The organism is Pseudomonas endophytica, from assembly GCF_001411475.1.
GTDB classification, from domain to species: domain Bacteria; phylum Pseudomonadota; class Gammaproteobacteria; order Pseudomonadales; family Pseudomonadaceae; genus Aquipseudomonas; species Aquipseudomonas endophytica.
Map to the genome: position 1 here is coordinate 1 of NZ_LLWH01000198.1, position 17,539 is coordinate 17,539.

Here is a 17,539-nt window from a genome sequence, read left to right on the forward strand (position 1 = left end):
CCCACAATTGGAAACCCGCTTTTACCTGCGCTACCGCGAAACCGATAACGAACTGGCCGGGCGCGTAACCAAAGAGCAGATCAAGCATCACCCCCGCGCAGCCAACCCGGCCTATGTCAGCGGCGACTACACCCGTCCGCAACCCGGCAGTACATGGTTGGGTAACAAGACCACGATGTACTTGGACGACAATTCACAACTGGAAGTGGGTCTGGTCTACCACGACTACCCGATGGATCTGCGCGAAGGCCCCAACCGCCTCAAGGTTGCCTATACCGATGTCAGTGGCACGCTGAACTACAAGCGCCGCGACACCTTGTTCGGGCTTGAAAGCCAAACCACTGTCGGGCTGCGCAGCACCAAACACCTGCCCAACAGTGGGGCTTCAGAATATGTACGCATCCCCCGCGCCAATACGGCCGCTTACGCCCCCGGCACCAAGATGCGCGACTTCAGTTATCAGGGTTCAGATACCGTGCTGCACGCCAGCAATGATCTGGAGCTGATCCCCGACCTGTGGCTTACCACTGGCATGGCGCTGATCTATACCCGCCGCGAGAGCGACGTGAGCTACCCCGAGAGCGGCGATAAAGTGAGCCAGCATGATTGGGACTACGCGCCGCGTTTAGGTCTGCGTTACGAGTTCAACCCGCACTTGCAGGTGTACGGCAACCTCAGTCGCTCGGTTGAGCCGCCACACCCATGGTCGATGATCTGGAGTTCGCCATACGTATTCCCGGTGGGCAGTGGTGCGGCGACAGGACGACAAAGCGGCCCGATCGCTATGAAGAACCAAACCGCGACTACCCTTGAACTTGGCACCCGCGGTGACGCCTGGATCGGCCAATGGGATGTGGCTTGGTACTACTCTGCGGTCCGCCATGAACTGCTGACGGTTGAACTGCAAGCTGCAACGACAGATCTAGCGCCGATTGTCGGCGAGTCCAACGCCAGCCCGACCGTCCATCAGGGGATTGAGGCCGGACTGAACAGCCCGTTATGGGAAGGCGATGGCGTGGGCACAGTTTCGTTGCGCCAAGCCTATACCTTCAACGACTTCCACTATCGGGATGACTCACGCTTTGGTGACAACCGCCTGCCGGGCATCCCACAGCATTACTACCAAGCTGAAATCCGCTACGACCACCCGCAAGGTTTCTACGCAGGGGTCAACACCCAAGTGGCTTCGCGTATGGCGGTGGATTATGCCAACTCGTATTACGCATCGTCTTACAGGCTTTGGGGGGCGACCTTGGGTTATGCGTCACCCAAGCAAGACTGGCAAACCTGGATTGACCTGCGCAACCTGACAGGCGAGCGCTACGCCGCCACGGTGACGCCGGGCTACGACGATAAAGGGCAAGACGCGGCGCGCTCTACCCCCGGGGAAGGTCGAGGCGCCTACGTGGGCGTCTCGTACAGTTTTCGATAGGCTCAGTACGATTATGTACAGCGCCTAGTGCTGGATTCTATCGGCTGGCAGTCGTACCTTACGCCGGGTGCCGCTGAACAGCCCCCAACTCGACAGGAACAGCGCGGCAATCAATGGGCCGATTACAAAGCCATTAAGGCCGAAAATCGCCATGCCGCCCAAGGTTGAGATCAGGATTAGAAAGTCTGGCATTTTCGTGTCTTTGCCCACCAAAATCGGGCGCAGCACGTTATCGACCATGCCGATGACGAACACCCCGAACAGCGACAACACGACACCTTGCCAGACCATCCCCGAGGCAAAAAAGTAAACCGCTACCGGTGCCCAGACAATACCTGCACCCACGGCTGGCAACAGCGACAAAAACATCATCAGCACTGCCCAGAACAGCGAGCTTTGGATGCCCAGTATCCAGAAGATGATCCCCCCCAGCGCACCTTGAACCACCGCCACGGCCAAATTGCCTTTCACCGAAGCCCTGACCACCCGGCGTAACTTAATCTGCAGCAGACGTTTGTGCTGTTCAGCCATAGGCACCGCGTTGCGAATCAGGCGCACCATGGATTGGCCATCACGAATGAAGAAGTACAGCAGGTAGAGCATGATGAAAAAGCCCACCACCAGATCAAACGTACTCTGCCCAAAGTTGAACACTTGAGTGGCGAAGAACTGACTGCCCTCAAGTGCCCCCTTGGCGACTTTGTCGCTGATGCCATCCAGACTGCTCAAGCCAAACTGATCGAGCCATTCCATTGCTTGACGAGGCAGAAGGCTTTGCAACTGCGCCACGTAGAGGGCCACGTTGATCTTGCCGCTCTGCACATCGCTATAGAGCGTGGCAACTTCCTGCACCAGTAAAGTCGTGGTGATGATCACCGGTAGAATCGCGATCAAGGTGCAGGCGATCAGCGTGATAAAGGTGGCTAGATTACGTCGGCCTTTAAACTTGAGGAGCAGCTTGCGCTGCAAGGGGGCGAACAGAATACCCAGCGCTACTGCCCAAAAAATCGCGCCATAGAACGGTATCAATATCCAGATAAAGGCAATGGTGACAAAGGCCAGTAGCAAGAGCAGCGTTTTACGTTGCAGGCTCGTTTCGTTCATACGCCTTCCATGTCAATAAAACAGTGCGCCGATTCAAAAGTTTAGACCACGCATCAATACGTGTAGCCGCTGCCGCAGGCTGCTATAGGCCACACTGCGGCCTCTGCTAGTGAATTAAAAGCGAAGGTCGTGCGGCCCTTATCGCAGCCTTTGGCAGCGACTACAAGTGCAGTTCTTTAACCCTGCGCTTGAGCCTCTTCATGTGCATGGCGCAAACGTTCGCGGCTGTTGGTCAGATGCAAACGCATGGCCGCTCGGGCCGCGTCTGAGTCTTGACGGGCAATGGCTGCGAAGATTTCTTCGTGCTCACGGCTTAAACGGTTCATGTAGTGCGCCTGATCATCATGGGCCAAGCTCGCCGAGTTCAAGCGAGTCCGCGGAATGATGCTGGTGCCCAAGTGGTTCATGATGTCGGTGAAGTAGCGATTGCCGGTGGACAAGGCAATCTGCAAGTGGAACTGAAAGTCCGAAGCCACAGCATCGCCGTTACGCGCAGTATTTTCGCTCAGGGCGTCTAGCGCTGAGCGCATCAAGGCTAATTGCTCAGGGCTACGGCGTTGCGCCGCCAGCCCCGCCGACTCTACTTCTAGGCTGATTCGAAACTCCAAAATCGCTAGCACATCGCGCAACGTAACCACTGTTGCCGGGTCGATGCGAAAGCCGCTCGGGCTTGGAGTGTCCAGCACGAAAGTGCCGATGCCATGCCGAGTCTCCACTTGCCCCGCCGCCTGCAAACGGGAAATCGCTTCGCGGACCACGGTACGGCTAACACCATGCGCTTCCATGATCGCGGACTCGGTGGGCAATTTGTCACCCCGCTTGAGCAAGCCGTCACGAATTTGCTCGGACAGCACCGTTACCAATTCCTGCGCAAGGCTGCGGCGTTTGCGAGGAAGGCGTGGAACGTCGGTCGGTTTTTCCATGGTCAAAATCTTTCTCGAATTCAGGGGCACGAGCTGCAAGTTCACGCATCATAGCTCATGCGGGTTGTACGATCACCAATCGGCGGTCATCACCGCCGCCACTTGCCCCGGTAAAACCCTAACTTGTTTGCTCGGGACTGCATTGACAAAGCGTAGCGAAGGTGTAAATAATTCGCCAAAGTTGTACGACAACGGATAACACAACAATAATAATCAAGGACTTTCCGTATGACCGCATTCTCAAGCGTTGCGCACGCTATCACGCCCCCCACAGATTCCTGTCGAACCCGATTCACCACGGGTCGATTGCCTGCCGTATTTGCTGAACGTTGCTTTACAGCAAATGGCTCATCCGCCTGCGCGGACTGAGTCAGCGCCCTACCACTAGGGCACCACATACCGCCTTCACATAACAGGCCGCTTTAGTCGGCTAAGTGGGGACGGCTTTGTCAAAAATGGGAGCACAACAATAATGAGATCTCAAAACACCCGTTCATTGATTCTTATGGGGCTGGGCAGTATGACCTTCACGCTGCCGCTGATCGCAGTGGCTGACGGGTTTGTCGAAGACACCAAAGCAACACTCACGCTGCGTAACGCTTACATCAATCGTAACTTCGTCAACCCTGACTACCCCAACAGCCGCGCCCCGCAGAGCAAGGCTGAAGAGTGGACGCAAAACTTCATTCTGGACGTCAAGTCAGGCTATACCCAAGGCACTGTCGGTTTCGGGGTGGATGTTTTGGGCATGTACTCGCAGAAACTTGATGGCGGTAAAGGGACCGCAGGCACTCAACTATTGCCGATAGGCAGTGATGGCGAACCCGCTAAGAACTTCGGGCGCCTAGGCGTGGCCGCCAAGGCAAAATTTTCCGACACCGAACTGAAAGTGGGTGAATGGATGCCGGTGCTGCCTATTTTGCGATCGGATGACGGCCGCTCACTGCCGCAAACCTTTCGCGGCGCACAGATCACCTCTAAAGAAATCGCTGGGCTGAACCTCTATGGCGGCCAGTTCCGGGCCAACAGCCCACGTAACGACGCGAGCATGGAAGACATGTCGCTCAATGGCAAAGGGGCGTTCACCTCCGACCGCTTCAACTTTGCAGGTGGCGATTACACCTTCAATGAAAAGCGCACTCAAGTGGGCGCCTGGTACGCAGAGCTGGAAAACATCTACCAGCAACAATTCCTCAACGTGATTCACACCCAACCGGTGGGTGATGTCACGCTGGGTGCGAACCTGGGTTATTTCTGGGGCAAGGAAGATGGCAGCAAGCGGGCAGGCGATCTGGACAACAAAACCGCCTACGCCCTGCTCTCAGCTAAATACAAAGGCAACACCTTTTATGTGGGCCTGCAACGGGTTGGCGGCGACGACGGCTGGTTCCGTGTCAACGGCACCAGTGGCGGCACCCTGGCTAACGACAGTTACAACTCCAGCTATGACCAGGCCAAAGAACGCTCTTGGCAACTGCGTCACGACCTTGATTTCGCAGTGCTCGGTGTACCGGGCTTGACCATGATGAACCGCTACATCAGCGGTGATAACGTGCACACCGGCGCGTACACCGACGGTAAGGAATGGGGCCGCGAATCAGAACTGGCCTACACCGTGCAATCCGGCACGCTTAAAAACCTTAACGTGCGCTGGCGTAACGCGAGCATCCGTCGCAACTACAGCACCAATGAATTTGACGAGAACCGTATCTTCATCAGCTACCCGCTGTCGCTGCTGTAAACCCTAAATCCTATAGAAGCGAGCTTGTTCGAAATCTTTTGAAAAGGTCAAACGATCACGAACAACTTCGCCTCTACAGGTTATTCATCCGCAATGATGGCAATTGGCTTGCGCTCATTGAATCGCGCATTGACAAGAGCGGCAATGGCTGTGAATAATTCAAGCCAAGTCATACGACAACAGATGACAATAATAAAAATGTAGGGCTCCTTGATGACACACACTCCTAATGTCCAAACTCCCTTCAACCGTCTTCTTCTCACCGGGGCTGCGGGTGGCTTAGGCAAGGTATTGCGCGAAAGCCTGAAGCCTTATGCCAACGTTCTGCGCCTGTCTGATATCGCACCAATGGCGCCCGCCGTTGACAGCCGCGAAGAAACCATCATCTGCGATCTGGCTGACAAGCAGGCGGTGCATCAATTGGTCGAAGGCGTTGACGCCATCCTTCATTTTGGCGGTGTTTCTGTTGAGCGCCCCTTCGAAGAAATCCTCGGCCCCAACATCAGCGGCGTATTTCATATTTACGAAGCCGCTCGCCAACACGGGGTTAAGCGCGTCATTTTCGCCAGCTCCAACCACGTGATCGGCTTTTATAAGCAAGACCAGAGAATCGACACTCACTCCCCTCGCCGCCCCGACAGTTATTACGGGTTGTCCAAGTCCTACGGCGAAGACATGGCGACTTTTTATTTCGACCGCTATGGCATCGAAACCGTCAGCATCCGAATCGGCTCTTCCTTCCCGGAGCCGCAGAACCGCCGAATGATGAGCACATGGCTCAGTTTTGCCGACCTCACGCACTTGCTCGAGCGTTCGCTCTACACCCCCAATGTGGGTCACACCGTGGTTTACGGTGCCTCGAACAATCTGAACGTGTGGTGGGATAACCGCTTCGCAGCGCATTTAGGGTTCGAACCCAAAGACACCTCAGAAGTGTTCCGCGACAAGGTTGAAGCCCAACCCATGCCCGCTGCCAACGATCCGAACAGGGTGTATCAGGGCGGCGCCTTTGTGGCGGCGGGCCCATTTGGCGATAAGTAAGCCCCCACGCCTCCTATAAAAATAATAACGACAGGGATCAAGCCGCATGAATGCCGAACTGATTCTCGATGCACGAAATGCCACAGGCGAAAGCCCGGTCTGGAGCGTTGCAGAGCAAGCGTTGTACTGGGTTGATATCCCGGCAAAACGGCTGCACCGCTGGCATTTAGTCGACAACCACAGCCAAAGCTGGGAAGCCCCGCAGATGCTCGCGTGCATTGCCCGGAGCAGCGACGGCAACTGGATCGGCGGCATGCAAAGCGGCGTGTTTGCGCTCAGCCCACAAGCCGATGGCAGCCTGAGTACTGAGCTGTTGAGCAGCGTGCCCCATGCACAATCGGACATGCGCTTCAATGATGGCCGCTGTGACAGGCAAGGCCGATTCTGGGCCGGAACCATGCACTTGGACATGGCCGCGGGTAGGGTTGTGGGCGCGATGTATCGTTACAACGCTGGGCAAAAAGAGCCTCTAACCCCGCAACTAACCGGGCTTATCGTGCCTAACGGCCTGGCCTTCAGCCCTGACGGCCTCACGATGTACCTCTCAGACTCGCACCCCAGCGTGCAAAAAATTTGGGCATTTGATTACGACATCGACACCGCCACCCCTTACAACCGGCGTCTCTTTGTTGACATGACTGCGCATCTGGGCCGCCCCGATGGCGCCGCCGTCGACGCCGATGGCTGTTACTGGATTTGCGGCAACGATGCTGGATTGATCCATCGTTTTACCCCCCAAGGCACGCTCGACCGCTCCTTGGCTGTGCCCGTCAAAAAGCCAGCGATGTGCGCATTTGGCGGGCCGAATCTCGACACCCTGTTCGTCACCTCCATTCGCCCGGGCGGCGATCTCAGTGATCAACCCCTCGCGGGCGGCGTATTTGCCCTTAACCCAGGCGTAAAGGGGTTAGCGGAGCCCGTTTTTAAAGCTGACTGTTAAACCTTGCTGATCCAAAACCTTAAAAAACAAAAACAAAATGTGGAGTAACCCATGGATTTCAAACGCACCTTACTCATCGCTGCATTACCGCTGGCTTTCTGCCTTTCTGGCGTCGCCCAGGCCGAAGTCAAAATTAAATTCGCAGAAGTCCACCCCACGGGTTATCCGCCGGTAGTGGCTGAGCAAGAAATGGGCAAAAAGCTCCAAGAGCAAAGCAAAGGCGATATCTCGTTCAAGATGTATGCCGGTGGCGTGCTGGGTTCAGAGAAAGAAGTGGTCGAGCAGTTACAAAGTGGCGCTATCCAGATGACGCGCGTAAGCCTTGGGATTCTTGGCCCTGTGGTGCCAGAAACCAATGCGTTTAACCTACCTTTCGTGTTCCGCGATCAAGCGCACATGCGCAAAATCATTGACGGCGAAATCGGCCAGGAGATGCTCGATAAAATCACCAACTCCGATTTCAACATGGTCGCACTGGCGTGGATGGATGGCGGCACGCGCAACATTTACACCAAAAAGCCCGTACGCGAATTGGCCGACCTCAAAGGCATGAAGATTCGCGTTCAAGGCAACCCGGTATTTATCGACACCATCAATGACATGGGCGGTAGTGGCATTGCCATGTCCACCGGTGAAATTTTCAGCGCCCTGCAAACCGGTGTGATCGACGGCGCCGAAAACAACCCACCGACCTTCCTTGAGCACAACCATTACCAGAACGCCAAATACTTCACTTGGACCGATCACTTGATCCTGCCTGAGCCTATCGTGATCGCCAAATCCACGTGGAACAAGCTCAACCCTGAGCAACAGGCGCTGGTGCAAAAACTCGCCCGCGAAGCACAGATGGAAGAGCGCGTGCTGTGGGACAAAAAATCAGCCGAGAGCGAAACCAAACTGAAGGCCGCTGGCGTTGAGTTCATCACCCTCTCCCCAGAGCAGAAAAAAGCGTTCTACGACGCCACTCAGCCGGTGCGTGACAAATACGGCGCGAACTACAAAGAGCTGATCTCGCGTATCGAAGCTGTTCAATAAGCCTGTCTGATAACGCTGCGGCGGCGGGCGCAAGCCCGTTTGCCGCTGATGTGGTGAGCCCCATGAAAAATACCGTGCTGCGTTTCAACGACTTGCTGTACAGGGTCTGTATCGGGATCGCCGGGTTATCGGTGCTGACGATGGCCCTGATTATTCCTTGGGGCGTCTTCGCCCGCTATGTGCTGGGCACAGGCTCAAGCTGGCCGGAACCCACTGCCATTTTGCTGATGGTGGTGTTTACCTTTTTTGGCGCGGCCGCCAGTTATCGCGCCGGAGCCCACATGGCTGTCGCGATGGCGGTTGAACGCATGCCAGCTAATGTGCGCAAACACGCCGCTTTGCTGGTGCAAATCCTGATGGTCATCGTCTGCCTGTTTATGACCGTCAAGGGCTTCAAACTCTGCGCAACGACCTGGAATCAGTTTCTAGGGGAAATGCCTTCGCTGCGGGTCGGGATTTCGTACTTACCCATTCCTATCGGCGGCCTCATCACCCTGATCTTCGTCCTGGAAAAGCTCTTTCTAGGGGACCAAAGCCACCGCCGTGTTGTGCGGTTCGACATCGTAGAAGCCAGCGAAGAGGCCGTATAAATGGACGCTTTGGTACTGCTGGGCAGCTTTGTTGCCCTGATCCTCATCGGTATGCCGGTGGCCTACGCCCTCGGCCTATCAGCTTTGATCGGCGCCTGGTGGATTGATATTCCGTTGGACGCGCTGATGATCCAAGTGGCCGGAGGCGTGAACAAATTCTCGCTGTTGGCGATCCCCTTCTTCGTCCTAGCCGGCGCGATCATGGCCGAGGGCGGCATGTCACGCAGGCTGGTGGCGTTTGCCGGGGTGCTGGTAGGCTTTGTGCGTGGCGGTCTGTCGTTGGTGAACATCGTGGCCTCGACGTTCTTCGGCGCCATATCGGGTTCGTCGGTGGCCGATACGGCCTCTGTCGGTTCGGTGCTGATTCCAGAAATGGAACGCGCAGGCTACCCACGTGAGTTCTCGACAGCGGTGACTGTCAGCGGTTCGGTACAGGCGCTGTTAACCCCGCCAAGCCACAACTCGGTGCTCTACTCACTGGCTGCGGGCGGCTCGGTCTCTATTGCTTCGCTGTTTATCGCCGGGATTATGCCAGGGTTGTTACTTAGCGCAGTCCTGATGGGCATGTGCATGATCTTTGCCCGCAAGCGCAACTACCCAAAGGGCGAAGTGATCCCACTGAAAAAGGCGCTGAAAATCGCCGGTGACGCGCTGTGGGGCTTGATGGCTATGGTCATCATCCTGGGCGGTATTTTGTCGGGTGTTTTCACCGCCACAGAATCCGCAGCGATTGCCGTTCTGTGGTCGTTCTTCGTCACCATGTTCATCTACCGCGACTATAAATGGCGCGACCTGCCCAAACTGATGCACCGGGCGGTGCGTACTATTTCCATCGTGATGATTCTGATCGGCTTTGCCGCCAGCTTCGGTTACATCCTGACGCTGATGGAAATTCCGATGAAAATCACTACCGCGTTCCTGACGTTGTCAGATAACCGTTACGTGATTCTGATGTGCATCAATGCAATGTTGCTGCTGTTGGGCACGGTGATGGACATGGCGCCGCTGATTCTGATCCTGACTCCGATTCTGCTGCCGGTCATCACCGGTATCGGCGTCGACCCCGTGCACTTCGGCATGATCATGCTGGTTAACTTGGGGATCGGATTGATTACGCCGCCGGTCGGTGCGGTACTGTTTGTCGGCGCTGCGGTGGGCAAAGTGACCATCGAAAACACCGTTAAAGCCTTGCTGCCGTTCTACGTTGCACTGTTCTGCGTATTGATGCTGGTGACCTACGTTCCAGCGATCTCACTGTGGCTACCAAGCGTCGTGTTGTAACCCCTAGCCCTGTAACGAACTTGCTCGCGGTCTTTAAAAGATCGCGAGCAAGTTCGCATCTACAGCGTGCATTTATCCAGCCAAGGAGGCTGGTTGCTTATGTCAGCTCCTGCTCTGTTTCCCCGTCATATTGCGGTATTGATTCTGGTGCTGTTGGCCTGTGCATTCGCCGGTAATCACATCGCCGCGCGTATTGCCTTCGATCACGACACAGGGCTGTTGCTGGCGATTCTGTGCCGCGCTGGCGTTACGCTGATCGTGCTCACCGGTTTGGTGCTATGGCAACGTGAACGGCCTCGGCTAACCGCTGCCAATTGGCGCTGGCAGTTACTGCTGGGGCTGCTGATTGCGGCACAAAGCTTCTTTTTGTACTCAGCAGTGGCACGGATTCCGGTGGCGTTGGCGTTGCTGATCGGCAATATGGCGCCGATTCTGCTGGTGTTACTGACATGGGCCTTGGGCGGCTCGCGCCCCACCCGGCGCGCCTCATTGTTGATGGGCCTGATCATGTGCGGCCTGGTGTTTGCCTTGGACGTGCCCGAGCGTCTGTCAAACCAAGGCAGCACTGAAGCGCAATGGCTGGAGGGCATTCTGTTTGGTTTTGGTGCTGCCTCCGTGTTTGCCTGTGCCCTATGGATCACCGATCACAAGCTGTCGAGCCTGCGCGGCACGGTGCGTAGCATGCTGACGATGCTGATTGTGTTCAGCGCCGCCACGTTGGCCGGAGTTAGCGGTGTGCTGCCAGGTGGGCTGTCGCTCCCCAGTTCGTCTACCGGCTGGACCGCCCTCGCCTGTCTGGTCACGCTGTATGGGTTCGGATTCTGCTTACTGTTTATCTGCATGACGCGCTTAAACATGGCTCAAAACGCACCGGTCATGAACGTCGAACCCGTGGCGAGTCTACTGTTTGGCTGGCTGATTCTGGATCAAGTCCTCAGCAATGGTCAGGTGATCGGCGGGTTGATTGTGGTGGCCGGTATCGTGATGCTGGCCTTGCAGAAGGCGGCGTTTAGATAGGCCACCAGCGGCCAAGCGTGGTTTCTTAGATCCAGATCAATAGGCGCGAAGGTAGATTCGACTACCCTCGCGCCTTTTTGTGAAAGACTCGACTATGCGCTTTGCTCCGCCCGAACTCCTTGCCCCTGCTGGCACCCTGAAGAACATGCGGTATGCCTTCGCCTATGGCGCCGATGCGGTCTATGCAGGCCAGCCGCGCTATAGCTTGCGGGTGCGCAATAACGAGTTTGACCACGACAATCTGGCCATTGGTATCCGCGAAGCTCAAGCCCAGGGCAAACGCTTTTACGTGGTGGTCAACATCGCCCCGCACAACGCCAAGTTGCGCACCTTTCTTAAAGATTTAGAGCCGGTGATAGCAATGGGCCCAGACGCACTGATCATGTCTGACCCAGGGTTGATCATGTTGGTGCGCGAGCATTTCGCGCACATGCCTATTCATTTGTCGGTACAGGCCAATACGGTTAATTGGGCCAGCGTAAAGTTTTGGCGCCAGCAGGGCTTGAGCCGAATCATCTTGTCCCGCGAACTGTCGCTTGAAGAAATAGAAGAAATTCGTCAACAAGTGCCTGACATGGAACTTGAGATTTTCGTCCATGGCGCGCTGTGTATGGCTTACTCCGGCCGCTGCCTGTTGTCGGGCTATATGAACAAACGTGATGCCAACCAAGGCAGTTGTACCAACGCTTGCCGTTGGAAGTACGAGGCCAAACCCGCCATTGAAAACGAATTAGGTAACGTGGTGAAGGTCGTTGAGCCCACGCTCGGCCTAGGCGCACCAACAAATCAGGTGTTCGTGTTGCACGAAAGCAATCGCCCAGCTGAGCCGATGGCGGCGTTCGAGGATGAGCATGGCACCTACATCATGAACTCCAAAGACCTACGAGCCGTGCAACACGTCGAGCGTCTGACGGAAATGGGTGTTCACTCACTCAAGATTGAAGGCCGCACCAAGTCGCACTTTTATTGCGCGCGAGCCACGCAGGTCTACCGTAAGGCGATTGATGACGCCGTTGCGGGCCGTGAATTCGATCGCAATCTGATGAACGATCTGGAGTCACTGGCGCAACGCGGATATACCGAAGGTTTTCTACGTCGGCATGTGCATGACGAATACCAGAATTATGTGTACGGCAGCTCACTGTCACATCGCCAGCAGTTTGTCGGCGAATTGACTGGGGAACGCCGAAAAGGGCTGGCTGAGGTCATCGTCAAAAATCGGTTTGCCTTGGGCGATCACTTAGAGTTAATGACTCCACAGGGCAATTACCACTTCGATCTGGACCAACTGCATAACACCACCGGCTTACCGATCGAAGTCGCACCGGGTGATGGCCACACTGTTTACTTGCCTATCCCCGAGCAAGTGGATTTGCACTATGCGCTGTTGATGCGCGATTTGACCGTGAGCGAAACGCTAGAAAGGTCAGCCTGAAGATCTGGAACCAACCACAGCCACTGTGTTCTCGGCCCATTCTAACGTTCAGATGAGCTGTAGGAGCTGCCGCAGGCTGCTAGCTTTGCTTTAACGATCAAAAGATCGCAGCCTGCGGATTATTCAGCCCTTGAACACTTCATCCAACAAGTTGTGCATGGCGGTGAAGGCACGGCTGGCGGTTTTGGCGTCATACATCGTTTTGCCGGGTACGTTAGCGTGTACGTCGGTAAAGGAATGCACGGCACCGCCGTAGCTGGTCAATTGCCAGTCCACACCGGCCGCGCTCATCTCAGCCTCAAACGCTGGTAATTGCTCATGCGGTACCATCGGGTCAGCCGCACCGTGCAGCACTAGTACCGAACCGCTGATGTTCTTAGCGTCTGCCGGATTAGGCGTGTCTAACGTGCCATGGAACGATATCGCGGCGTTAAGGTAGACGCCACTGCGCGCCAGTTCCAGTGAACAGCACCCGCCGAAGCAGAAACCAAAGGTCGCCAACTTACTGCTGTCGACCACCGCGAGGTTTTGCTTTTTAAGCTCGTCATAGGCCGCCAACATGCGTTTGCGCAGCAATTGCCGGTCATTTTTGAGCGGCATCATCGCGGCACCCGCATCGTCGCCATTGGCTGGGCGAATACCTTGACCATACAGATCAGCAATCAATACCACATAGCCTTGCTCGGCCACGGACTTCGCAATCTCTTCTGCATCTGCGCTGATGCCCATCCAGTTAGGCGCCATCAGCAAACCCGGCAGCGAATCCTCGCGGCTAGGGTCAAAAGCTAGGCGGCTTTCGTAAGGTTGGCCATCGACGTGGTAGACCACTGAACTGACGGTAATGGATTTCATTAAAAACTCCTGAATTCAAAGCAAAAAAAACCCGCCGAAGCGGGTTTTTTATAGACCTGTTACACGGACAACTCAACTAACAACTTATTTAGTCGACGAACATACGCCGCCGGATCTTTCAAGCTGTCACCCGCCGCCAAAGCAGCTTGGTCAAAGAGGATGTGCGAAAGCTCGTTGAACCGTTCTTCGCTCTGCTCTGCATCGAGTTTTTCAATCAGCGGGTGAGCTGGGTTGAATTCAAAGATCGGCTTGGAGTCCGGTACTTTCTGGCCGCTGGCCTCAAGGATCTGGCGCATTTGCAGGCCGAGGTCTTGCTCACCAATAGCCAGAATGGCTGGCGAGTCGGTCAGACGGTGCGATACACGCACTTCACTGACACTTTCCCCCAAAGTTGCCTTGATACGCTCAACCAGACCTTCTTTTGCCTTAGCAACCTCTTCTGCGGCTTTTTTGTCCTCTTCGGAGTCCAAGTTGCCCAGATCAAGATCACCACGCGCCACGTCAACAAAGCTCTTGGTGTCGAACTCGGTCAGGTAGCTCATCAACCATTCGTCGATACGGTCGGTAAGCAACAGCACTTCAATGCCTTTCTTACGGAAGACTTCAAGGTGCGGGCTGTTTTTGACTTGTGCGTAGGTTTCACCAGACAGGTAGTAGATCTTGTCTTGGCCTTCTTTGGCACGGGCCAAGTACTCGGCCAGAGAAACATTTTGCTCGCCGTCATCACCGTGGGTCGACGCAAAACGCAGCAGACCGGCGATTTTTTCTTTGTTGGCGAAATCTTCAGCCGGGCCTTCTTTCATGACCTGACCGAAGTTTTTCCAGAAGCCCTGGTACTTCTCAGGCTCGTTCTTCGCCAGTTTTTCCAGCATGTCGAGCACACGCTTGGTCAGTGCTGACTTCATGGAGTCGATGATCGGGTCTTTCTGCAGGATTTCACGCGACACGTTCAGCGACAGATCGTTGGAGTCGACCACGCCTTTGATGAAACGCAGGTACAGCGGCAGGAAAGACTCAGCCTGATCCATCACGAAGACACGCTGCACGTACAGCTTCAGCCCTTTAGGCGCTTCACGCTGGTACAGGTCGAACGGCGCACGTGCTGGCACATAGAGCAGCGAGCTGTATTCGAGCTTGCCTTCAACCTTGTTATGGCTCCAGGCCAACGGGTTCTCGAAGTCGTGGGCAATGTGCTTATAGAACTCTTGATACTCCTCATCGCTCACCTCAGTGCGCGAACGCGTCCACAAAGCGCTGGCGCGGTTGACGGTTTCCCACTCCAGCGCCGGAGCTTCTTCGCCTTCGGCTGGAGTCTGCTCTTTAGGCAGCTCTATCGGCAAAGCGATGTGGTCGGAGTATTTTTTGATGATGTTGCGCAGGCGCCAGCCATCGGCGAACTCTTCATCGCCAGACTTAAGGTGCAGAACAATCTTGGTGCCGCGAGACGCTTTTTCGATGTTCTCGACTTCAAACTCGCCTTCACCTTTTGAAGACCAGTGCACGCCTTCGCTAGCGGGTGTCCCAGCGCGGCGGCTGTACACGTCAACTTTGTCGGCGACGATAAAGGCCGAGTAGAAACCCACACCGAACTGGCCGATGAGGTTCGAATCTTTCTTTTGATCGCCGGTCAGGTTTTTCATGAAGTCGGCAGTGCCGGACTTGGCGATCGTACCCAAGTGGGCAATCACGTCGTCACGGTTCATACCAATACCGTTGTCTTCGAGAGTAACGGTGTTAGCGTCCTTATCGAAGCTCACACGGATTTTAAGTTCGTCGCCGCCTTCCAGAAGCTCTGGTTTAGACAGCGCTTCAAAACGTAATTTATCGACAGCATCAGAAGCGTTCGAGATCAATTCGCGAAGGAAGATTTCCTTGTTGGAATACAGCGAATGGATCATGAGGTGCAACAGTTGCTTAACCTCGGTCTGGAAGCCCAGGGTTTCCTTTTGAGTTTCCACGCTCATTGTTATCAAACTCCGATTAGATGGCATGTGCCACGCCCACATGGGTTAGCGGCTGGATGTGATGAAAGGTGGGGCCTGAACTTGAAATTTCAAGGCCTGACACTTTTTACCAATAGATTCTGCCCATGCGGCGCTATTTATATATCTGCACACGCGTGGAACTTAAATGAATCGGGTCTGCTCAAACGCCACGTAGATTCACTCATAAGGAGAAACATCCCATGCGTAATTCCGTTGCTGTTGCCTTGATGCTTGCTGCTTCCCTGGGCCTCGCTGCGTGCGATAAGAAATCTGAAGATAAAGCTCAGGACGCTAATCAGCATGCCGAACAAGCTCAAGAAAAAATGTCTGAAGCGCAAGACAAGGTAAACGATGCTGCTAAAGAGAACGCCGAAGCGGCTAAAGCTCAGGCTGAATCGAACCAAGCCGCAGCTGAAGAAGCGGCTGAAGATGCTCCACAAGCTGAAAGCAAGTAATAGCGACTTTGTAGGCACCGGCTTGTCTCGTGATCTTTTGCACAGGCATAGGATCGCGGGCTAGCCCTCCCCTACAGATAGCAGCATGGCGTCGATGGGTGCTGTGTTGAAAATGGCGTAACTCAATCGTTACCCATAAAAAATGCCCTGCATCTAATAGATGCAGGGCATTTTTTATGGACGACCCGCGCGCTTTTACCGCGCAGCGCTTTACGCCACAGCGTGTCGCGGCTTGCCCAGCAGGCGATCAAAGACAAATGCACCCACCAACACGACCAGCGAAGGCACCAGCCAAGCCAAGCCTTGCTCGCTGAATGGCATGTGAGTCAGCCAGTTCGGCAGGCCATCAGCCAGACCGGCGCCTTTAAGGGCGTCGACCATGCCAAAAATAAACGACATCAGCATGACCGGACCTACGATACGCGTCTGTCTGTTCCAGAAACCTTTGCAGAAGCTCAACGCCACCAGCACGATGCACGGCGGGTAAATGGCGGTCAGCACCGGAATAGAGAACGCGATCAGCTTGGTCAGCCCCAAGTTAGATACCACCAGCGAGAACACAGCCAGCATCACAACCAGTGTTTTGTAGGACAGTGGCAAGATCTTGCTGAAGTACTCTGCACACGCACAGGTCAGACCTACAGCCGTCACCAAGCACGCCAAGGCAATCAATACCGCGAGAAAACCGCTGCCCAGCGAGCCAAAGGTGTGCTGAACATAGGCGTGCAACACCGCTGCACCGTTGGTCGCACCCGCCGCCACTTCATGGCTGCCTGAGCCCAAGCGGAACAGACTGATGTACACCAGCGCCAGACCGACACCGGCAATCAAACCGGCGATGATCGCGTAGCGGGTAATCAGTTTTGGCGATTCGACGCCACGGGACCGAATCGCGTTGACGATCACGATGCCGAATACCAGTGCGCCCAAAGTATCCATGGTCAGATAACCATTGATGAACCCTTGAGAGAACGGTGAAGCGACGTACTCAGGCGTTGCTGTACCAATATCACCGGCAGGCAAGGCAAAGGCTGCGATGCCCAAAATGGCCAAGGCGATGATTTTGAGGGGCGCCAAGAAACGTCCTACGGTGTCCAACAAACGACCTGGATACAGCGAAACAAAGAACACCACCAAGAAGTACACCGCGCTGTACAAGAACAATGCGAGAGGGCTTTCACCGGTCAGGGGCGCGAGTCCTACTTCAAACGACACGGTTGCTGTACGCGGGGTAGCAAACAGTGGGCCCACGGCGAGGTAAGCCACGGCTGCCAGTAAACCACCAGCGAATTTACCAATAGGGCTGCTCAGCGCATCCATGCCGCCGCCGACTTTCGCCAACGCGACAACAGTGACAACCGGCAGGCCTACAGCGGTAATTAGGAAACCCAGCGCGGCTATCCAGACGTTCGGCCCGGCTTGCAAACCAACGATCGGTGGGAAAATGATGTTGCCAGCCCCAACAAACAGGGCAAAAGTCATAAAGCCAAGTGCCAGGATGTCCTGGCCTTTCAACACTTTCATTACGGAAATACCACACTAGCAAATCGGAATTTAGAGGGGAATTTCCCGTACGGATGTGGGAAATGCTGCCAGCCTGAGTAAGACCGACCCGTCTAGCGCGAGGCTTCCTTGTGGGACGCACACGCAGAAAAGCAGAATGGCGGCAAGGTTACCTATATTTTAAGAAGAGCGCACTGTCACAGGG

15 protein-coding genes are annotated in these 17,539 nt (G+C 55.2%); 10 read left to right on the forward strand and 5 right to left on the reverse strand.

The window, feature by feature from the left end; translation table 11 throughout:
• On the forward strand, nt 1-1,432 hold a 1,432-nt coding region (locus AQS70_RS17715; RefSeq protein WP_055104055.1), incomplete at its 5' end, for a TonB-dependent receptor.
• Between the two features lie 24 nt (nt 1,433-1,456).
• Here the strand turns inward: AQS70_RS17715 and AQS70_RS17720 are convergent.
• Nucleotides 1,457-2,536, reverse strand: coding sequence for an AI-2E family transporter (locus AQS70_RS17720; protein WP_055104056.1), 1,080 nt, complete (start codon nt 2,534-2,536; stop codon nt 1,457-1,459).
• Nucleotides 2,537-2,712: 176 nt separating this feature from the next.
• Entirely contained in the window at nt 2,713-3,459 is a 747-nt protein-coding gene (locus tag AQS70_RS17725) for a FadR/GntR family transcriptional regulator (protein ID WP_055104057.1), read from the reverse strand.
• A gap of 472 nt (nt 3,460-3,931) precedes the next feature.
• Between AQS70_RS17725 and AQS70_RS17730 the strand changes: the two genes are divergently transcribed.
• The 8 genes from AQS70_RS17730 (at nt 3,932) to trhP (ending at nt 12,539) form a co-directional block, all read left to right on the forward strand.
• Nucleotides 3,932-5,200: an OprD family porin gene (locus AQS70_RS17730; protein WP_055104058.1), complete on the forward strand. Its 1,269-nt coding sequence runs from the start codon at nt 3,932-3,934 to the stop codon at nt 5,198-5,200.
• Between the two features lie 213 nt (nt 5,201-5,413).
• Entirely contained in the window at nt 5,414-6,241 is an 828-nt protein-coding gene (locus AQS70_RS17735) for an NAD-dependent epimerase/dehydratase family protein (RefSeq protein WP_055104059.1), read from the forward strand.
• A 46-nt stretch (nt 6,242-6,287) separates the two neighbouring features.
• A complete protein-coding gene (locus AQS70_RS17740) occupies nt 6,288-7,181 on the forward strand; it encodes a glucurono-1,5-lactonase (RefSeq protein ID WP_055104060.1) in 894 nt (297 codons plus the stop codon).
• A 51-nt stretch (nt 7,182-7,232) separates the two neighbouring features.
• On the forward strand, nt 7,233-8,216 hold the full coding sequence (locus AQS70_RS17745; RefSeq protein WP_055104061.1) for a TRAP transporter substrate-binding protein: 984 nt from the start codon (nt 7,233-7,235) through the stop codon (nt 8,214-8,216).
• A 62-nt stretch (nt 8,217-8,278) separates the two neighbouring features.
• Nucleotides 8,279-8,806 (forward strand): TRAP transporter small permease, encoded by a 528-nt coding sequence (locus tag AQS70_RS17750; RefSeq protein WP_055104062.1) that lies wholly within the window; start codon nt 8,279-8,281, stop codon nt 8,804-8,806.
• A complete protein-coding gene (locus tag AQS70_RS17755) occupies nt 8,807-10,087 on the forward strand; it encodes a TRAP transporter large permease (protein ID WP_055104063.1) in 1,281 nt (426 codons plus the stop codon).
• A 99-nt stretch (nt 10,088-10,186) separates the two neighbouring features.
• Nucleotides 10,187-11,104, forward strand: a complete 918-nt coding sequence (locus AQS70_RS17760; protein WP_055104064.1) for an EamA family transporter — start codon at nt 10,187-10,189, stop codon at nt 11,102-11,104.
• A 94-nt stretch (nt 11,105-11,198) separates the two neighbouring features.
• Nucleotides 11,199-12,539: a prephenate-dependent tRNA uridine(34) hydroxylase TrhP gene (gene trhP, locus AQS70_RS17765; protein ID WP_055104065.1), complete on the forward strand. Its 1,341-nt coding sequence runs from the start codon at nt 11,199-11,201 to the stop codon at nt 12,537-12,539.
• A gap of 123 nt (nt 12,540-12,662) precedes the next feature.
• On the opposite strand, the gene AQS70_RS17770 is transcribed toward trhP, so the two are convergent.
• Nucleotides 12,663-13,391, reverse strand: coding sequence for a dienelactone hydrolase family protein (locus AQS70_RS17770; RefSeq protein ID WP_055104066.1), 729 nt, complete (start codon nt 13,389-13,391; stop codon nt 12,663-12,665).
• Nucleotides 13,392-13,450: 59 nt separating this feature from the next.
• Nucleotides 13,451-15,355: a molecular chaperone HtpG gene (gene htpG, locus AQS70_RS17775; RefSeq protein WP_055104067.1), complete on the reverse strand. Its 1,905-nt coding sequence runs from the start codon at nt 15,353-15,355 to the stop codon at nt 13,451-13,453.
• A 221-nt stretch (nt 15,356-15,576) separates the two neighbouring features.
• Between htpG and AQS70_RS17780 the strand changes: the two genes are divergently transcribed.
• On the forward strand, nt 15,577-15,831 hold the full coding sequence (locus AQS70_RS17780) for a hypothetical protein (protein ID WP_055104068.1): 255 nt from the start codon (nt 15,577-15,579) through the stop codon (nt 15,829-15,831).
• 210 nt (nt 15,832-16,041) lie between these two features.
• Here the strand turns inward: AQS70_RS17780 and brnQ are convergent, their stop codons facing one another.
• On the reverse strand, nt 16,042-17,355 hold the full coding sequence (gene brnQ, locus AQS70_RS17785; protein ID WP_055104069.1) for a branched-chain amino acid transport system II carrier protein: 1,314 nt from the start codon (nt 17,353-17,355) through the stop codon (nt 16,042-16,044).
• Between the last annotated feature and the right edge of the window lie 184 nt (nt 17,356-17,539).